Genomic DNA, 18,613 nt, shown 5'->3' on the forward strand with positions numbered 1-18,613 from the left:
ACCCCTTTTACTTACTCAACTCTTTGATTATCAAGGAGTTTTTCGTTCAGGCTGCGCCGGAAGTGGCGCGCATTATAGAACCATTCGAACAGCCGTCAATACTTATTTCGATTCGTACCACCTCTTTATTCTGCTACTCCGAACAGGGCGTTCATCGGTCTGACTTGACCGAAGTGGTAGTCGAATCAAATACTGTATAAACATACATATACTGAGTTATTCCTCTGCATGTCATCCGTGCTCGACCTTAATAGTCTGCTCGATGCACGCCGCGTATGGCGCGGCCAGGTCACTTCTCCCCCATCCGCTGCCCAACCCACCGGACATGCTGGGCTGGATGCAGTCTTGCCCGGCGGTGGATGGCCAGATTCGGCACTGAGCGAGCTCCTTGTAGCGGCCGAAGGTATCGGTGAACTTCGCCTGCTATGGCCTACCCTGGCGCGACTGACCGCCGCCGGCGAACGTGTGGTGCTGGTCGGGTCGCCCCATCTGCCCTACCCCCAAGCTTGGTTGGCCGCCGGAATTGACCTACGGCAGTTGGTGATTGTCCATGCGCGGGGGAGCGACGCGCTATGGGCTGCCGAGCAATGCCTGCGCTCGGGTGGTTGCGGCGCGGTACTGTGCTGGCCACGGCAAGCCGATGATCGAGCCCTGCGCCGTCTACAGGTCGCCGCCGAGACCGGACAAACCCTGGCCTTCGCCTATCGTCCTCTCGAGGAGGCGATAAACCCCTCGCCCGCCGCCCTACGTTTGGCGCTCGAAACCCGACCGGCGCAGATACGCGTGCTCAAATGCCGCGGAGGCCTGGCCCCGGCACGGGCAATCCCGACCGCCGGCTGGCCGTGAGGCGGACATGTTCTGGGCCTGCATCCTTTTGCCGCAACTGGCTATGGACGGAGTGCTGCGTCACCGCGCCGATGCCGATGCGCCGCTAGCGTTGCTCGCCGGGCCGCCCCAGCGCCGTGTGCTGCAAGCGGTCAATCCGGCCGCGCGGGCCTTGGGCCTAAGACCAGGCCAGTCGCTGACTGCCGCCCAAGCGCTGACCCGCACCTTTTCCATCGTCGACTATGACGTGGCGGCAATCGAACACTGGCAGCAGTTCCTCGCCGCCTGGGCCTACGGCTTTAGCGCCCAAGTCAGCCTGCACTATCCACGCTGCCTGCTGCTGGAAGTTCAATCCAGTCTCCGCCTGTTCGGTCCCTGGCCACATTTCGAGGCACGCCTGCGTGCAGAGTTGACCGGGCTGGGCTTTCGCCATCGCATCACTGCCGCTCCCACTCCGGCTGCTGCCCGGGTGCTGGCCAATACCTATGATGGCCTGGCTATAACTGACGATGCCCTGCTGCATGAGACGCTCGGCCGGTTGCCGGTAGGGCGCCTCGGTCTGCCCCGCGAAGTGGCGACAGCCTTTACCCGCATGGGGCTGCACAGTCTGTCACAACTCCTTGCCCTACCACGTGACAACCTTGCCAGGCGCTTTTCTGCCGACGTATTGGCCCACCTCGACACGCTGCTCGGCAACCGCCCCCTGGCGTTGGATTTCTACCGACCACCGGATGTGTTCGATGCACGGATAGAACTGAACTTCGAGGTCGAGTCGTACCAAGCATTGCTGTTCCCGCTGCGGCGCCTGACCGCCGACCTTGCGTCCTACCTGGCCGGACGCGACTGCGGTGTACAGCGTTTTACCCTCTACCTGGAACATCGGAACCAGGCCGCTAGCCGCATGCCGGTTGGCTTGCTCAGCGCCGAACGCAAGGCAGCCATGCTCTTCGAACTGACCCGTGGGCGCCTGGAGCATCTGCAACTGCCAGCGCCAGTACTAGCGATACGGCTGGAGGCCCGGGAGCTGCCCGCCTTCACTCCAGAACATCGGCAGTTGTTCGACGAACGCCCACAGCAATCCCTGTCCTGGGAACAATTGCGTGAACGCCTGCGTACCCGCCTGGGAGACAATGCTGTCCAGAGCCTCGGCGCTCGCGCCGATCACAGGCCTGAACACGCCTGGGTTGCACAGCCGACAGAACTGTCGCTGCCTCCCTGCGGCCCGCGTCCCGGCTGGCTGCTGGCAGAGCCGCTACCGCTGCGCGAATCCTCTTTACGTATCCTCGCCGGGCCGGAACGGATCGAGTCCGGCTGGTGGGACGGAGGCGACGTCCGGCGAGACTATTACCTTGTGGAGACTCGCGCGGGGCAACGTGGCTGGGCTTTCCGCAAGGTTGGAGACGGAGGACCGTTGCTGCTGCACGGCTGGTTCGCATGAGTGATTACGCCGAGCTGCATTGCCTGTCCAACTTCAGCTTCCAGCGTGGTGCCTCCAGTGCCCGCGAGCTGTTCGAGCGCGCCGCCCGCCTCGGATACCACGCCCTGGCGATTACCGATGAATGCACCCTGGCAGGCATCGTCCGCGCCTGGCAGGCCTCGAAAGACACCGGCCTGCCCCTGATCGTCGGTAGCGAAGTGCGCATCGTGGACGGTCCCAAGCTGGTCCTACTGGTGGAAAACCTCGCCGGCTACCAAGCCCTGTGCCGGCTGATCACCCAGGCCCGACGGCGCGCCGAGAAAGGTTGCTATCGCCTGTTACGTGAAGACTTCGACGAGCCGCTGGACGGCCTGCTGGCGATCTGGTTGCCGGAGGGCGACATCCGACACGTTCCCTGGCTGCGCGAGCGCTTCCCCGAGCGACTATGGCTCGGTGTCGGACTGCACCGAGGAGCGGACGACACGGCAAGGCTGCGCCAGTTGCTCGAGCTGGCGGAGGACCATCGCCTGCCGACGGTGGCCTGTGGTGACGTGCATATGCACGCCCGCGGCCGCCGCGCCTTGCAGGACTGCATGACCGCCATCCGTCATCGCCTACCGATCAACGAGGCCGGTGCCCATCTGTTTCCCAATGGCGAACGCCATCTGCGCCGCCGCGATGAGTTGATCGAGCTGTATCCCTCGGAGCTGCTCGCCGAAACCCTGCGCATTGCCAAGCGCTGCAGCTTCGGCCTACACCAGTTGAAATACCAGTATCCCCACGAACTGGTACCCGCTGGCCACAACGCCACTTCGTGGCTGCGCGAGCTGGTCGAACGGGGCGCCCAGTGGCGCTGGCCCAAAGGCGTGCCAGAGAAAGCCTGGGCGCAGATCGAGCACGAGCTGGCACTGATCGCCGAGTTACGCTACGAGAGTTATTTCCTTACCGTCTACGACATCGTCCACTGGGCACGCAAACAGGAAATCCTCTGCCAGGGTCGGGGCTCTGCAGCCAATTCCACGGTGTGTTTCACCTTGGGCATCACCGAACTCGACCCCATGCGTCAGGACAGTCGCCTGTTGTTCGAGCGATTCCTGTCGCGTGAGCGCAACGAGCCACCGGATATCGACGTGGACTTCGAGCATGAGCGCCGCGAGGAAGTCATTCAGTACGTGTTCCGCCGCTACGGCCGCGGGAGAGCTGCTCTCACCGCCGTGGTCAGCACCTACCATGCGGCCGGCGCGGTGCGCGACGTGGCCAAGGCCCTCGGCCTTCCGGCAGACCAAGTGAATGCCCTGGCCGATTGCTGCGGACGCTGGAGCGACCAGGTGCCGTCCGCCGAACGCCTGGCCGAGGCCGGCTTCGATGCGGATAACCCCTTGCTGCGCCGGGTGTTGGCCCTGACCGGCGAGCTGATCGGCTTCCCCCGCCACCTGTCGCAGCACCCTGGTGGCTTCGTGATCTCCGAACATCCGCTAGAAACTCTGGTACCGGTGGAGAACGCGACCATGGCCGGGCGTACGGTGATCCAGTGGGACAAGGATGATCTCGACCTGGTCGGTCTGCTCAAGGTCGATGTGCTGGCCCTCGGCATGCTCAGTGCCTTGCGTCGCTGTTTTGCGCTGATCGAGCGCTACCGAGGGGCCCAGTGGACGCTGGCCACGCTTCCACCGGAAGACACGGCGACCTACGAGATGATCAGTCGCGCCGATACCATCGGCGTATTCCAGATCGAGTCGCGGGCACAGATGGCCATGTTGCCGCGCCTGCGGCCGAGGACTTTCTACGATCTGGTGATCCAAGTGGCCATCGTCCGCCCGGGGCCAATCCAGGGCGATATGGTCCATCCCTACCTGCGCCGGAGAAATAAGGAAGAGCCGGTTGAGTACCCCTCCGAGGAATTGAAGCCTGTGTTCGAGCGCACCCTCGGTGTTCCGCTATTCCAGGAACAGGTGATGGAACTGGCTATCGTCGCCGCCGACTACACCCCGGGCGAAGCCGATGAGCTGCGCCGCAGCATGGCCGCCTGGAAGCGCCACGGAGGCCTGGAGCCACACCGCCAGAGACTGACGTCGCGCATGCTCGCCAAGGGCTACACGGAGGAATTCACCAGCCGCATCTTCAGGCAGATCGAAGGCTTCGGCAGCTATGGTTTTCCCGAATCTCACGCCGCCAGCTTCGCCCTGCTCACCTATGCCAGTTGCTGGCTGAAATGCCACGAGCCGGCGGCCTATGCCTGCGCGCTGGTCAATAGTTGGCCGATGGGTTTCTACAGTCCCGACCAGATCCTGCAGGACGCCCGCCGCCATGGTATTGAAGTGCGTCCGGTGGATGTCCGCTACAGCGACTGGAATTGTGGTCTGGAGCCGATCGGCACCGTACAACCGGCAATCCGACTGGGGCTCCGGATGATTCGTGGCTTGCACGAGGCGGATGGGCGGCGCATCGAGGAAGCGCGCCGGAAAGGTCCATTCGCCGACATCGAGGATCTTTGCCGACGCGCCAGCCTGGATGCCCGCGCCCGCGAACGTCTGGCGGACGCCGGGGCCTTGCACGGCCTTACCGGACATCGGCACCAGGCACGCTGGGCGGTAGCCGGCATCGAACCACAATTCCCCCTGTTCGCGGAACTGGCCGCTCCCCGGGAGACGCCGGTGGATCTCCCCCTGCCATCGGTCGGCGAGGACCTGCTCGCCGACTACGCCACGCTCGGCACCACTTTGGGTCCTCATCCGCTGGAACTGCTGCGCGGCCAACTCAGGGCCCGGCGTTGTCGCAGTTCGCGCGAACTGGCCGAGGTCGACCACGGCCGCCCGGTCAGCATCGCCGGCCTGGTCATTGGTCGTCAGCGCCCGCAGACCGCCAGCGGGGTAATCTTCGTCACCCTCGAGGACGAATTCGGCTTGGTCAACGTGGTGGTCTGGCACGATCTCGCGGAGCGCCAGCGCCGCGTCCTGGTGCAATCACAAATGCTGCGCATCGACGGTCATCTGGAGGCGGCAGATGGCGTACGCCACGTGATCGCCGGGCGACTGACCGATCTCACGCCCCTCTTGACCGGTCTGGATGTGCGCAGCAGGGATTTCCAATGACGGGGCAGCTTAACTGCTTTGTCCCTCAACGCACCTAGCGCGACAAACTGCATCGAGGCCAAACCCAGCATCGCCCCGCCACGGACTCACCCGCCACACTTTCGAACACAACCTTTCGGGCTACACATTTAATTCCGCGAACGGTTCAGCCTGTTAGATGTCGTCATGTTGAAGGCAGATAGCGGCATACAGGAATGGCACCGAAGCAGAATGCCGCTTCGGATGTCGACTTGACGACCGTCCGAGCCGGTTGAGCCGACGCGGTACCCAAGCGGTACAGCGTCGATGCGGTAGTACCCCACAGGAAGCCAATAACAAGATCGGAGTTCCGCATGAAAACTAGAATCGTCAACGCAATGTTCGTTTCCGCATTACTCTCCGCCGGCGTCTCGCATGCCGACGTCCTGACGCTGAAGATCGAGAACGATGTGTTTCCAGGCGGCTCCGATGGCCATTACACGAACGGCATCGAGGCTTTTCGGGCTTTCGAGCCGGCGCCCGATCACTGGACCCGTGGCTTGGCAGGAGCAGTGCCGGGTTGGAATGCGGATGATCTGACATACGCGGCCTATCGGTTCGGCCACCAGATGTATACGCCGGAGGAAATCGAGCGGGACGCGTTGCAATCCGAAGACCGGCCTTATGCAGGTATGCTCTTCGGCGGCATCACCCTGTTCTCGGCGGAGCAATTGGCCGGCCGGCGGGAAACCAGCGCGCTCACCTTGGATATTGGCCTCGTGGGGCAAGGGGCAGGTGGAGAGCGACTCCAGCGTGCCGTGCACAAGGTTACGGGCAGCGACGCTCCCGAGGGCTGGGATCACCAGTTGGAAAACGAGCCGTTCGTGAACCTGGGCTACGAGAAACGCTGGTGGTTCCAGGGTCAGCTTGGCGGCCTGGAAATGGAATACGGCCCAAGCGCGGGCGGCGCCCTGGGCAACCTGTACACCTACCTTTCGACAGGAGCCGGCGTGCGCCTGGGCCAGGGCCTGTCGCGCAGCCCAAGCTATGCCTCCGTGACGCCATCAAGCAGTGGCGTGCAATTCTTCAAGGCGGATGATGGTTTCGGCTGGTTCGTCTACGCCAACGTCGAGGGCCGCTACATGGCCCACAACATGCTCCTGGACGGCAACACGTTCCGTGACAGCCATTCAGTGGATCGCGAGGAGTGGGTAGGTGACGCCCAACTCGGGATAGCCCTGCTATGGGATCGCTGGCAGCTGTCGTTCGCCAATGTGTGGCGCAGCCGGGAATTCCATGGGCAGGACGGACACGACCAGTTCGGCTCGCTGTCCCTCTCTACTTGGTTATAGGCGCAGGGCGGCCAGCCCTTCCTCCGAGGGAGCACAACCGCTTTCACCCGAAGTCCGCATAAGCTTGGACGAACAAATCCACGGCGGCCGCAACACGGGACTCGTCCGCCGCCGTGGCGCCACTGGAATCGAGACAGCCGACCGCCAGCAGCAGGAACTGAGCGGCGGCCTGCCCGGGGTCGTTGCAGCGGGGGCACTGAGCCAGTGTCCTTTCCAGATACATCCGGTATGGACGATAGCGCTGTCGCCAGCGCTTCTGTGGCACCCAGTTGGATCGCATCAGGATACGTGTCAGCGTCTGGGACGCGGGATGCAGGCTTTGCCGGAGCAGCTCCCGCGCCACTTCGTCAAGCTGCATGCGCAAACTTCCGTCCGCGGGTTCTGCCAGCACCGGCTCCGGCAGTTCTTCCATCCAGTATTCGATGACGGCTCGGAACAACTGGGCCTTGTTGCCGAAATGCGCGTAAAGAGTCGCCTTGGTTACGCTGGCGGATTCCGCGATGACTTGCATGTTGGCGAGGTCATAGCCGAGCGCCACGAATACCTCACTCGCAGCCTGCAGGATTTCCCGCTTCCGCCTGTCATGACGGGACTCTTTTCGGAGTGACAGGCTCATTGGCGAGGCTCCCAACGGCGGAACAGCAGGCTGGCGTTGACGCCACCGAAGCCGAAACCGTTCGACAGGGCGTAGCGGATCGGCATATGCCGGGCGTTCAGGGCGACCAGGTCGAGTCCGTCGGCCGCCTCGTCCGGATGGATGAGATTGAGCGTGGGTGGGACGACCTGATCGCGCAGCGCCAGGATGGTGAAGATCGCCTCGACTCCGCCTGCGGCGCCCAGCAGGTGGCCGGTACTGGACTTGGTCGAAGTGATCGCCACGCCTGATCCGCTGCCGAACACCGAGCGGATGGCGGCTAGCTCGCCACGGTCCCCCACCGACGTGGAGGTTGCATGGGCGTTGATGTGCTGCACCTCGCTCGGCGCGATACCGGCCTGGCGCAACGCTTGCTCCATCGCGCGGCGAGCACCGTCGCCGTTCTCCGGGCCGGCGGTCAGGTGATAGGCATCGGCGCTGGTGCCGTAGCCGACCAGTTCCGCCAGCGGCTGGGCCCGCGAGCCAGCGCATGCTCCAGCGATTCGATTACCAGCAGACCGGCGCCCTCGGCCATGACGAAGCCATCACGATCCCGGTCGAACGGACGCGACGCCTCTTGGGGCCAGTCGTTGTACCCACTGGACAGGGCACGCGCCGCGGCAAAGCTGCCGAGCGCGATGCGATGGATAGCGGCTTCGGTCCCGCCACACAGGGCGATATCCGCTTCGCCGCTGCGGATCAGACGGGCCGCATCGCCGATGGCTTGCGCCCCGGCCGCGCAAGCGGTCACCGGCGCCCCGAGCGGCCCCTTGAAGCCGTACCGGATGGAAACGTGCCCGGCCGCCATGTTGGCCAGGAACGAAGGCGCGGTGAATGGCGAAAGCCGCCGCGGGCCGCGCTCGTCCGTGGTACGTACCGCCTCTGCAATGGCGCCGAAGCCACCGACACCAGATGCGATGATGGTCGCTGTGCGTTCCCGCTGCACCTCGTTTGCCGGCTGCCACCCAGCCTGCGCCAGGGCCTCTTCGGCGGCGACCAGGGCAAACTCGATGAAACGATCCATCTTCTTGCGCTCCTTGCCGGCGATGGTTCGCTCCGGGTCATAACCGGCTTCTCCATCCTCCTCCCGCATCGGCACCCGCCCGCCAACAGCGCAACCGCTACCTTCGACCAGATCGGCAGGCAAGACACGAATGCCTGACTCCCCCGCCAGCAAACGGGACCAGACCGCCGCAGTGCCGCACCCCAATGGCCCGACGATACCTGTTCCCGTCACTACGATACGAACCGCATTTCGCGTACTCATCGACACACCTCGCTTGCCATACGGCCGGCGTCTCGTAACGAGCGCCGTCCTATCGTTTCTTTTTGGTCGTTAACCTCATCCCGGCACCACCCGGGCACCTGCCGGGTGTGATGCCCGACCGAGCCCCTATGCCGCCGGTACGTCGAAGACGAAGCAGGTTGTGGTCGCATGGGCATAGAGCTTACCCGTCTCGTCTTCGATGCGGGCTTCCGCCGTCGCCATCTGCCGCCCGCTATGAATCAGCGTGCCGATAGCCCGTAAGGGGCCTGTTTTGTGCGAAGCAGGTCGGACGATATTGATGCTGAGTTCGGCCGTGGTGTAGGAGCGCCCGGCCGGCAGAGTGGTTTGCACGGCGCATCCCAGGACCGAATCCAGCAACGTGGCGAACCAGCCACCGTGTACCGTACCCAGCGGGTTGTAGTGCTGCGGCAAGGGAATGCCCTGGAAAACCGCGCGACCGTTGCCCACCTCCAGAAGTGTCATGTTCATGGTCTCGTTCATGGGCGGGTACGGCAGTTCACCGGACATCATCCCTTCCAGAATCTCGCGGCCGCTCTTGCCGGCAAGCTGTTCCGGCCGGGCGAGCCCCGGCTTGCCGCCACCAGCAATCGAACACTGCAGCGCGGTGTGCTGCTGGGCAGTCCAGTCGATGGTCGGTTCAGTCATGGCTTCTCCTGCTTCATCTGTTCAAACGCGATGTGACGGATATCAGACAAGTCCAAAGGTCTTCCTCAGGCCCTTCTCGACCGGGCCGGCCGGCATGAAACGGCGCAGCTTGCTCAACAGCGAGGCCTCACCCTTGGGCGTATGGCGCATTTTCCAAGCCCCTAGGGCGGCCTCGACGATGGTCGAGGCGACTCCATCGGGTTGTGGTGCTTTCTGCACGTTGTTTTGAATGGCCTGGGCCACGACGCTGCGCTCGCTGTCGTAGACCGGGATCCGGGCAGCCGTCTGGGGCGCATTGATATCCAGATTGGTCTTGGTGAAGGACGGCTCGATGAGCGCGACACGAATGCCAAACCTGCGCACCTCGTGATCGAGGGTCTCGGACAGCCCTTCCACGGCATGCTTGGAGGCCGAATAGAGGCCCATGTACGGCGCCGGCAGGAACCCGAGCACCGAGCTGACATTGACGATGCGTCCGGCGCCTTGCTCACGCATGTGCGGCAGTACCGCCTGGGTGGTGCGCAGAATGCCGAGGACGTTGGTATCGAATAGCGCTTGGGCCTCGGCGATCGAGGTTTCCTCCGTCGCGCCGAGCAGGGTCACGCCAGCGCTGTTGACCAGCACGTCGATGTGTCCCGCCTGGGCAATGATCGCCTGGATACCCTGCCCCACCGACGCTTGGTCGCGGATATCCATCTCGACCAGTTCGACACCCGGTATCGGCTGGGCCGTTGCCCTGTTGCGCACGCTGCCGAACACCCGGCAACCGCGTTTGGCGAAGCGCTCCGCGGTGGCGCGACCAATACCGGATGAAACGCCGGTAACGACGACAACGGTGGAATTCGACATGGCAGTTCCTCTCGATGAATGGGATGTGGGTTTCATGCAGGCTGTGCCCCCATGATTGGGTCACGGCTGACGGGGCGGATGCCGAACCAGATGGCGTACATAGCCGGCAGGAACACCAAGGTCAGTACGGTGCCGGCGAAGGTGCCGCCGATCAGGGTGTAGGCCAGCGTTCCCCAGAACACGGAATGAGTGAGCGGGATGAACGCCAGGATCGCAGCCAGCGCGGTGAGGATCACCGGCCGGGCGCGCTGCACGGTGGCCTCGACCACCGCGCGGAAGGGTTCCAGGCCGGCCTGTTCGTTGTGGCGGATCTGGCCGATCAGGATCAGCGTGTTGCGCATCAGGATGCCCGACAGCGCGATCAGCCCGACCAGTGCGTTGATACCGAACGGCTGCTGGAACAGGATCAACGTGGGTACCACGCCGATCAGCCCCAACGGGCTGGTCAGGAAGACCATGACCATCGCCGAGATCGAACGCACCTGCAGGATGATGATGATCAGCGTGGCGGCCAGCATGATCGGGAACAGCGGCAGCATGGCCTTGCTCGCCTTGCCCGACTCCTCGATGGAGCCCGCCTCCTCGATACGGTAGCCACTCGGCAGTTTCTCCATGATGGGCTGGAGCTGCCGGGTAATGGCCGTCGATACATCCGGCGGCTGCAGGCCCTCAGCGATGTCGCCGCGCACAGTGATGGTCGGCATGCGGTCGCGCCGGCGCATGATCGGCTCCTCCATGCGCACATCGACTTCGCCGACCTGCGACAGCGGGATGCGTTGCCCATCGGCGCCCGCCAGGGTGAAATCCATGACCCGGGTTGGATCGAAACGGATATCGCCGGCCGCACGAGCCATCACCTGTACCGTGCGGATGTCCTCGCGCACGGTGGTGATGGGCACGCCGCTGAGCAAAAACTGCAGCTGCTGGGCGACGGCACTGGAGGTCAGCCCCACGGCCTGCAGGCGATCCTGTTGCAGGCTGAAGTGCAGCGTCGGCACACGTGTGCCCCAGTCGGTGTTCACCGTGCGCATCAGCGGGCTGGCGTCCATCACCTGCTGCACCTCGGCAGCGATTTCGCGCAGCGTATCCGGGTTCGGGCCAGTGACCCGGTAGGCCACCGGGAATGGCGAGTACGGACCGAACACCAGTTGGGTGACCCGCACGCGTGCCTCGTTGGCCAGCCCGTCGGCGATCGCTTGGCGCAGACGATGCTTCAACGCCTCGCGCTCGTCTTGGTTGTCCGTTCGGACAACTATCTTGGCGAACGACGGATCGGGCAGTTCCTGCCCCATGGCCATGTAGAAGCGCGGCGCGCCCTGGCCGATATAGGCCGTGACGATCCTGGCTTCCTTCTGCTCGGCCAGCCAGGCCTCGACCTTCTCCGTGGCGACGCTGGTCTGGGCGATCGAGGTGCCGTAGGGCATCTGGATCTCGACCAGCACCTCGGGGCGGTCGGAAATCGGGAAGAACTGCTTCTTGACCAGGCCCATGCCCAGCACCGCCGCGACGAACAGCCCGACCACCGAGCCGGCGACCAGCCATTTGCGGGCGATGACGGTTTCCAGCACCCGGCGGAAGCGGTTGTAGCGCGGGGTGTCGTAGAGGGCGTCATGGCCGCCCTCGACCTTCTTGAAGCTGGGTAGCAGCTTGACGCCGAAGTACGGGGTGAACAGCACCGCCACTAGCCACGACGCGATCAGCGCGATGCCGACGATCCAGAACATGTTGCTGGTGTATTCCCCCGCGGTAGAGCGGGCGAAGCCGTTGGGCATGAAGCCGACGGCGGTGACCAGCGTGCCGGACAGCATCGGCGCCGCGGTATGGCTCCAGGCGTAGGCGGAAGCCGCAATGCGGCTGTAGCCCTCCTCCATCTTCACCACCATCATCTCGATGGCGATGATGGCGTCGTCCACCAGCAGGCCCAGGGCCAGGATCAGCGAGCCCAGGGTGATGCGGTCGAAGTTCTTGCCGGTCGCTGCCATCGCTACGAAGACCATCGCCAGGGTCAGCGGCACGGCCACTGCGACCACCACGCCGACCCGCCAGCCCATGCTGATGAAGCTCACCAGCATGACCACCAGCAGCGCGACGAAGAACTTGACCATGAACTCATCGACCGCGGCGCTGATGTTGACGGCCTGATCCGTGACCTTGGTCAGACTCATGCCCAGCGGCAGCTCGGCGTTGATCGCACGCACCTCGCCATCCAGCGCCTTGCCCAGGTCGAGGCCGTTCCAACCGTCGCGCATGACGATACCCAGCAACAAGGCCGGCTCGCCGCCGTTGCGGATCAGAAAGGTCGCCGGGTCCTCGTAACCGCGCCTCACCGTGGCGACATCCGACAGCTTCAGCGTGCGACCCTGCGCTACCACTGGCGTGTCGCGGATCTTCTGCAACTCATCGAAGGCGCCATCCAGGCGCAGGAACACCTGCGGCCCCTTGGTTTCCACGGCGCCGGCCGGGGTCAGGGCATTCTGGGCATTGAGCGCGGCGAACACCTCCTGCGGGCCAATGCCCAAGGTCGCCAGGCGCTCATGGGAGAACTCGACGAAGATGCGCTCGGCCTGCTCGCCGATGATGTTGACCTTCTTTACCCCCGGCACGTGCAGCAGCCGCTGGCGCAGCACCTCCGCGTCGCGCACCAGCAGGCGCTGCGACTCGCCCCTGGCCTTGAGCGCGAACAGGGCGAAGGTGACATCCGAGTATTCGTCGTTGACCAGCGGTCCGATCACCCCGGCCGGCAGCGTCTTGGCCTCGTCGCCGATCTTCTTGCGGGCCTGGTAGAACTCCTCCGGTACCTGCGACGGCGGCGTGGTGTCGAGCAGCGACAGGGTGGTAAAGGCCAGCCCCGGCCTCGTATAGGTCTCGCTGCGGTCGTACCAGCGCAGCTCCTGCAAACGTTTCTCGATCTTCTCGGCGACTTGGTCCTGCATTTCCTGGGCGGTGGCCCCGGGCCAGGCGGTGACGATGGTCATCACCTTGACCGTGAAGGCCGGGTCTTCCGCCCGCCCCAGCTTGAAGAAGGCGACGAGCCCCGCCAACGAGATCAGGCAGACCAGGAACAGGGTGACGGAGCGCTCGCGCACGGCGAGCGCCGACAGGTTGAAACGACCTTCGCTCATGGGCGCACTCCCTGGGTCGCCGCGACGGTCGCTTGATCGGCCAGCCGCACCGGCTGGCCTTCGCGCAACAGGTGCGCGCCGAGCGCGACGATCCGCTCGCCTTGCTCGAGTTGGCCGGTAACGCGCGCGTGTTCGTCATCCAGGTGCTGCACCGCGACCGGCCGCCAGGACACCTGGGCCGGCTCGCCCTGGATGACCCACACCCCCGGCCCCTTGCCTGCGTCGTAGAGCGCGCCGATCGGCACCTGCAAATCGTTCTGCGCATGGCCCTGGCCATTGGCAATCTGCACGGTGATGGTGGTGCCCAGCGGCGCGTTGGCCAGTTCACCCTCCAACACATAGCGCGCCTCGAAGGTGCGGGTCAGGCGATCCGCCACGTCCGAGAGCTGCCGCAGCCGGGTGGTGACGTTGATGCCTTCCTTGCCGAAGAGCCTGGCCTGAGCGACGGAACCGACCGCGGGGCGCAGGGTTTCCGGCAACTGGATGACCGCTTCCCGTGGCCCGGCATGCGCCACCCGCACCACGACCTGCCCGGCAGCGACCACCTGGCCGGGCTCGACCAATGTCTCCATCACGATGCCGTCGGCATCGGCCAGCAGCTCGGCATAGCGCGTGGCGTTGCGGGCGACTTGCGCCTGGGCCTCGGCCGCACGGAGCTGGGCCCTGGCCGCATCCGCCGCCGCCTTGTACTGGTCGTAGGCCGAGGCCGATACCGCGCCGGTGCCGCGCAACGCCCGATACCGAGCTTCGTCATCGATGCTCTGCTGCGCCCGCGCTCGTGCGGCGGCGACCGCTTCGCGCTGCGCATGGGCAGCGAGCTGCAGATCGACGGGATCGATGCGCAGCAACACCTGACCGCGCTTGACCCCTTGCCCGGTGTCCACCAGCCGCTGCAGCACCTTGCCAGAGACGCGAAAGCCCAGATCGCTCTGGACCCGGGCGGCTACGGTGCCGGTAAAGGCGCGCGGCGCGGCGGACGCCTCCTGGATGACGACGGCACGCACCAGCGGCGCCTCGGTGCGTGGATCGGCCGGCGCATGTTCGCCGCAGGCGACCAGCACGATGGGCAATGCGCAGATGGCGAAGGATGAAGCGAGGCGGCGGGCGAGCATGAGAGTCCCATTGGCGAGTGGGTTGGGACTCTCACTTTGAATCTTGTGACCAACTTAGTCAATAGTCACAATCGTTATGGTGACAGGCTGCGCAGTATCAGGCTGGACAGCAGGACCGGCGCCTCGTCGGTGTAGTCGAGGCCGTGTTGCAGCAGCAGCGGGTTGAGGTAGGGACGCATGACCAGGTGGATCGCCATCGCGGCTTCATCGAGCGGTGTCTTGCGTTCGAAGTCGCCGGACTGCCGCCCTGCTTGCAGGATGTCCTGGATCAATTGCTGGATGCGCCCTTCATAGGCGCGCGCCGCCTGCCAGCGCTCGGTCGCCGCCGAAGCGGCGATTTCGTAGAGCTTACGGTCCTGGAAGAACAGGCGCAGGCTCGCTTCGACCAGCGCCTTGAACATGCGCCGCAGCTTCTCCGGCGGGCGCTCGGCCTCAGCGACGGCGGCCCGGACCTCGGCTTCGATCTGGCTCAGACAGTTCGAGCAGATCGCCTCGCCGATGGCCTGCTTGGACTCGAAGAACTTGTAGATATAGGCCTTGGAAAAGCCGATGGCCTTGGCCAGATCGGAGACGGTGGTCTTCTCGTAGCCGTAGAGGCTGAAGTGCTCGGTGGCCGCGGCGACGATCTGGTCGCGCACCTCGTGGTCGACCGGGCCGCGAGCTGTAACTTTGGGAGAGGTTGGCTTGTTCATGGGGCATAGCCTACAGAGCGGCATGGAGATGGACAACAAGTGACCAAAATGTATTATGGTCACTTATCGTTAGATTCCCATCCAGTTTTGGAAGAAGATGCCATGCCGTCGACGCGCACCCTCATTGTACTGATCAGCACCAGTCTCTTGGCAGGCTGCGCGGCCGGCCCCGACTACACCCGCCCCGAACTCGCCATGCCGGAACACTTCCTGGGCCAGGTCGCGGTCGATCGACGGCCAGCCAGTACCAGCGTCGATCTCGTGGCTTGGTGGACGGGCTTCGGCGACCAGCACCTGACCCGCGTGGTGACCCTGGCGCTGGAGCAGAACCTCGACCTCGCCCAGGCGGCCGCGCGCGTCGCCCAGGCACGCGCCGGGCTAGGCGCAGCCACCGCCGCGCTATTGCCATCCGGCATGATCGACGCTCAGGCAGCCCGGGCCTACCAATCGGTGGAAACGCCACTGGGACGGGTGCTGGACGCCACACCCGAGTTCGACCGCTACGGTAGCGTCTATGAAGCCAATCTCGGCGCGAGCTGGGAGCTGGACCTGTTCGGTGGCCTGCGCCGTGGGCGCGAAGCGGCATTGGCCGAGTACCAGGCGTCGGCGGCAGGCGCTGCCGCCACCCGACTGGCGGTGGTGGCACAGGCCGCCGATATCTATATCGGCATTCGTGGTTTGCAGACCCGCCTTGAGGTCGCGCGCCGGCAAGTGCAGACGCAAGAGGAACTGCTCGCCACCGTCAATCTGCTGCATAGCCAGGGCGTGGCCGCCGAACTTCAGGTCCGCCAGGCCGAAGGCGCCCTCGCCCAAGTACGCGCCTCCGTCCCCGTGCTCGAAACGGCGCTGGAGGCAGCACTAAACGCGCTGGACGTGATGCTGGGCGCCCCGCCCGGCACCTATCGCGCGGACCTGGCCGCGGCCGGCGACATCCCCCTCGCCCCGCGGATTGCGGCAACGGGCTCGCCGGGCGAACTGCTCAGACGCCGGCCCGACCTGATCGCGGCCGAGCGCCGCTTGGCCGCTGCAAACGCCCGGATCGGCGTTGCCATCGCCGAGTATTACCCCAAGCTCTCCCTGAGCGGGCTGATCGGCAGCGCGACCTCGATATCGGCCGGCAACCTGTTCGGCAGCGGTGCCAGCCAGGCCGCCGGCATGCTGGGCCTGCGCTGGCGGCTGTTCGATTTCGGCCGCATCGATGCGCAGATCGACCTGGCCAAGGGCCAGGAAGCCGAGAGTCTGGCGGCTTATCGACTGGCCGCCCTGCGTGCCACCGAGGACGTGGAGAAGGCCTTCTCGGCCCTGGTCAAGCGCGAGGAACAGGCGCAGTTGCTCGCGCAGGGCGTGGACTCGCTCGGCCGTGCGCGGCAGGCCTCCTTCGCCGCCTATCAGCAAGGCGTCGTCAGCCTGATCGAAGTGCTGCAAGCCGACGAGAGCCTGCTGCGCGCCACCGATGCCCGCGCACAGGCCCGAGCGGAAGCGGCGCGCGCCGCGGTCGCCGCCTTCAAGGCGTTGGGTGGAGGATGGCCCCCCCCCTGAGCGATCCATGGCGGCCACCCAGTAACAGAACGGAATGCTGAGACAGGCTATGGCGACAGCGGGAATCCAGCCCGTCCGCATGTCTGCCCTGAACGGGGGTACATCGACCGGCAAGGTTAAGCCTGGTGTAACCCCAAGGGCGGCGAACATCGCCCTAGAGAAGGTCATCCGCATTCTCAACCTATGCGCCTGGAAATGACGTGACGAAGAGAAACGACCCTGGCTGGACACGGTACCGATGATCAGCAAGCTGGACGAGAAGCGATCGAGGCGAACGCCCTATCCACTTTCGTGGGAAGAGCAGTCGCTGCTGTTCTCGGAACTGCCGGACCACCTGCGGCGAATGGCGCTCTACAAGGTCAACTGCGGCTCCCGGGAGCAGGAGGTGGTCAAGCTGAGGTGGGACTGGGAGATCCCTGTACCGGAGCTCGATACCAGCGTGTTCCTGATTCCTTCGGATTTTGGAGGCAGGGACAAGGGATCGGGTGTGAAGAACGGAGAGGAATGGCTGGTCGTGCTGAACGCGGTGGCCAAATCGATCATCGAGGGGCAGCGTGGCCTGGATCCGGCCTGGGTATTCCCGTATGGGATGACCGACAGGAACAGCAAGGCGACACCGGTTCATCGAATGAACGATTCCGCCTGGAAGAAGGCCCGGTTCAGGGCGGCGAAGAAGTACCAGGAACGCTTCCTGCGTCCGGCACCGAAGGGACTCGCCTCGATCCGCATCCACGACCTGCAGCACACCTTCGTGAGAACGCTCCGGGAAGCAGGTGTCACGGAGGAAGACAGACGGACCTGCTGGGCCACAAGAACGGCAGCATCACCAGTCACTACTCAGCTGCAGAGTTTGGAAAACCTGATCGATTAGGCCAACAAGATATCGGCGACGGACTCGCGAGGGCCGGCGCTGACGATACTGAGGAGGAAGGCCGGAAAGCTGCGAGATCTGGCGGTTGAGCTTGGCCTCTCCCCATTGATTGCACTCACACTTGAAGACTCCACCAATAGAAAAGGTAATAACCCTGACTTCATTTTCATGCGGCCCTCAGAGCTCCGGCTGAAAAAATCAGTCAGCTGACCAAGCGACTGAAGCAAGTATTTGCCGAAGACTATATCGAAGCTTGGAATAACAAAGCCGTTTGTATTAAACCTATTCGAACCACCGGAGGATGGGCAGCATATTGCACAGAGACACTGAACACGCCAGACCAATGCCTTGAGGCCGCCACATTTGCAAGTAAGCAAGCCAAGCCGGGGAAGAGCTTTATAACGAGCTTAAAAAATGGCTGCAAGGTATTCCCACATTGAAAACTCTGAAAAATTAGATCAACAGCCTGAAGAAGCTCTCGATTAACGCTCCCGCCTGCCCGAATTTAGTTTTGTTGATTGAGCAACACCGCGCTCGAAAGGTACTGACTAGGCGAGAACGCTGCAGAAGAACCCGGGACTATAAAAAACAGGCAGCCAACGACCCGGAAGTATTTCGCCGGGAACTTGCCGAGAGACTCGGATATGAGCAGTACGCTGACCAGAATGGAGAGATAAAGCAAACCACTCAAAGCCCAGATAAATGCGCACCAGAAACGCTCTATAAGCTCGAACATGCAACAATCTCACCCAACAGCACCCAGAGTACTGCAGCAAGCCCAATCGAGCTTATAGAGCGCTACAGAGGGCATCCCGAGTTTGCCAAGTGGGCATCTTACATAAAGCAAGAGGAATTACCTGAAGACATCTTCGACTTAGAGACAGAACTAAGCTAGCCAGATTAAAAAAAGGGGGTGATTTCACCCCCTTTAACATCCACAATAAACCTTAATCATTTTATCTGTATGCAGCCACACAACCCAAAACAAGAGCTTGTCAAAGTCTTAGAAACCAACACCAACACCAACCCTATACAAGTCTAAAAGCCGACAAAAAACCACATCACACCTTACACTAGAGCCACACTCGAAAAAGGGCGGTTGCAGGAGCTGAGTGCAACAGGGTTATTGAATTGAAGCGGGAGCATCATGCTGCATAGCCATGGCTTTCTGCATCACCTCACTCATGACTTCGATGGGACACTTGAAGTCGAAGCGC

12 protein-coding genes and 2 pseudogenes are annotated in these 18,613 nt (G+C 63.6%); 7 read left to right on the plus strand and 7 right to left on the minus strand.

Annotated features, from left to right (window positions below; all coding sequences use genetic code 11):
* The 5 genes from BZL41_RS28905 to BZL41_RS19975 form a co-directional block, all read left to right on the plus strand.
* Positions 1 to 200, plus strand: a 200-nt coding sequence (locus BZL41_RS28905) for a hypothetical protein (protein ID WP_218224583.1), incomplete at its 5' end; no start/stop codon positions are given.
* A gap of 28 nt (positions 201 to 228) precedes the next feature.
* The gene (gene imuA, locus BZL41_RS19960) at positions 229 to 846 is read left to right on the plus strand and encodes a translesion DNA synthesis-associated protein ImuA (RefSeq protein ID WP_095600909.1); all 618 of its coding nucleotides are present in this window, start codon (positions 229 to 231) and stop codon (positions 844 to 846) included.
* Positions 847 to 853: 7 nt separating this feature from the next.
* Positions 854 to 2,263, plus strand: coding sequence for a DNA polymerase Y family protein (locus BZL41_RS19965; protein WP_095600910.1), 1,410 nt, complete (start codon positions 854 to 856; stop codon positions 2,261 to 2,263).
* Positions 2,260 to 5,334, plus strand: a complete 3,075-nt coding sequence (locus tag BZL41_RS19970) for an error-prone DNA polymerase (RefSeq protein WP_095600911.1) — start codon at positions 2,260 to 2,262, stop codon at positions 5,332 to 5,334. Before BZL41_RS19965 ends, BZL41_RS19970 begins: the two co-directional genes overlap by 4 nt.
* Before the next feature lie 332 nt (positions 5,335 to 5,666).
* The gene (locus BZL41_RS19975; protein ID WP_095600912.1) at positions 5,667 to 6,644 is read left to right on the plus strand and encodes a lipid A deacylase LpxR family protein; all 978 of its coding nucleotides are present in this window, start codon (positions 5,667 to 5,669) and stop codon (positions 6,642 to 6,644) included.
* 43 nt (positions 6,645 to 6,687) lie between these two features.
* Here the strand turns inward: BZL41_RS19975 and BZL41_RS19980 are convergent, their stop codons facing one another.
* The 7 genes and pseudogenes from BZL41_RS19980 to BZL41_RS20010 form a co-directional block, all read right to left on the minus strand.
* Positions 6,688 to 7,260: a TetR/AcrR family transcriptional regulator gene (locus BZL41_RS19980; RefSeq protein WP_095600913.1), complete on the minus strand. Its 573-nt coding sequence runs from the start codon at positions 7,258 to 7,260 to the stop codon at positions 6,688 to 6,690.
* Positions 7,257 to 8,545 (minus strand): annotated as a pseudogene (fabF, locus tag BZL41_RS19985) (beta-ketoacyl-ACP synthase II). The gene BZL41_RS19980 and the pseudogene fabF overlap by 4 nt, the downstream one beginning before the upstream one ends.
* Positions 8,546 to 8,671: 126 nt before the next feature.
* The gene (locus tag BZL41_RS19990) at positions 8,672 to 9,211 is read right to left on the minus strand and encodes a PaaI family thioesterase (RefSeq protein WP_095600914.1); all 540 of its coding nucleotides are present in this window, start codon (positions 9,209 to 9,211) and stop codon (positions 8,672 to 8,674) included.
* A 42-nt stretch (positions 9,212 to 9,253) separates the two neighbouring features.
* Positions 9,254 to 10,060, minus strand: a complete 807-nt coding sequence (locus BZL41_RS19995; protein ID WP_095600915.1) for an oxidoreductase — start codon at positions 10,058 to 10,060, stop codon at positions 9,254 to 9,256.
* A gap of 32 nt (positions 10,061 to 10,092) precedes the next feature.
* Positions 10,093 to 13,182, minus strand: a complete 3,090-nt coding sequence (locus tag BZL41_RS20000; RefSeq protein WP_095600916.1) for an efflux RND transporter permease subunit — start codon at positions 13,180 to 13,182, stop codon at positions 10,093 to 10,095.
* Positions 13,179 to 14,294 carry an efflux RND transporter periplasmic adaptor subunit gene (locus BZL41_RS20005; RefSeq protein ID WP_095600917.1) on the minus strand — a complete coding sequence of 372 codons (1,116 nt, stop codon included), beginning with the start codon at positions 14,292 to 14,294 and terminating at the stop codon, positions 13,179 to 13,181. The genes BZL41_RS20000 and BZL41_RS20005 overlap by 4 nt, the downstream gene beginning before the upstream one ends.
* 74 nt (positions 14,295 to 14,368) lie before the next feature.
* Positions 14,369 to 14,986 carry a TetR/AcrR family transcriptional regulator gene (locus tag BZL41_RS20010; RefSeq protein WP_095600918.1) on the minus strand — a complete coding sequence of 206 codons (618 nt, stop codon included), beginning with the start codon at positions 14,984 to 14,986 and terminating at the stop codon, positions 14,369 to 14,371.
* A 102-nt stretch (positions 14,987 to 15,088) separates the two neighbouring features.
* On the opposite strand from BZL41_RS20010, the gene BZL41_RS20015 reads away from it, so the two are divergent.
* Both BZL41_RS20015 and BZL41_RS29170 read left to right on the plus strand, forming a co-directional pair.
* A complete protein-coding gene (locus tag BZL41_RS20015) occupies positions 15,089 to 16,525 on the plus strand; it encodes an efflux transporter outer membrane subunit (RefSeq protein ID WP_095600919.1) in 1,437 nt (478 codons plus the stop codon).
* A gap of 103 nt (positions 16,526 to 16,628) precedes the next feature.
* Positions 16,629 to 17,462 (plus strand): annotated as a pseudogene (locus BZL41_RS29170) (tyrosine-type recombinase/integrase); the annotation flags it as partial.
* Positions 17,463 to 18,613 lie beyond the last annotated feature (1,151 nt).

Origin of the sequence: Pseudomonas sp. PIC25, from assembly GCF_002286785.1 — a bacterium.
Lineage (GTDB): Bacteria > Pseudomonadota > Gammaproteobacteria > Pseudomonadales > Pseudomonadaceae > Pseudomonas_M.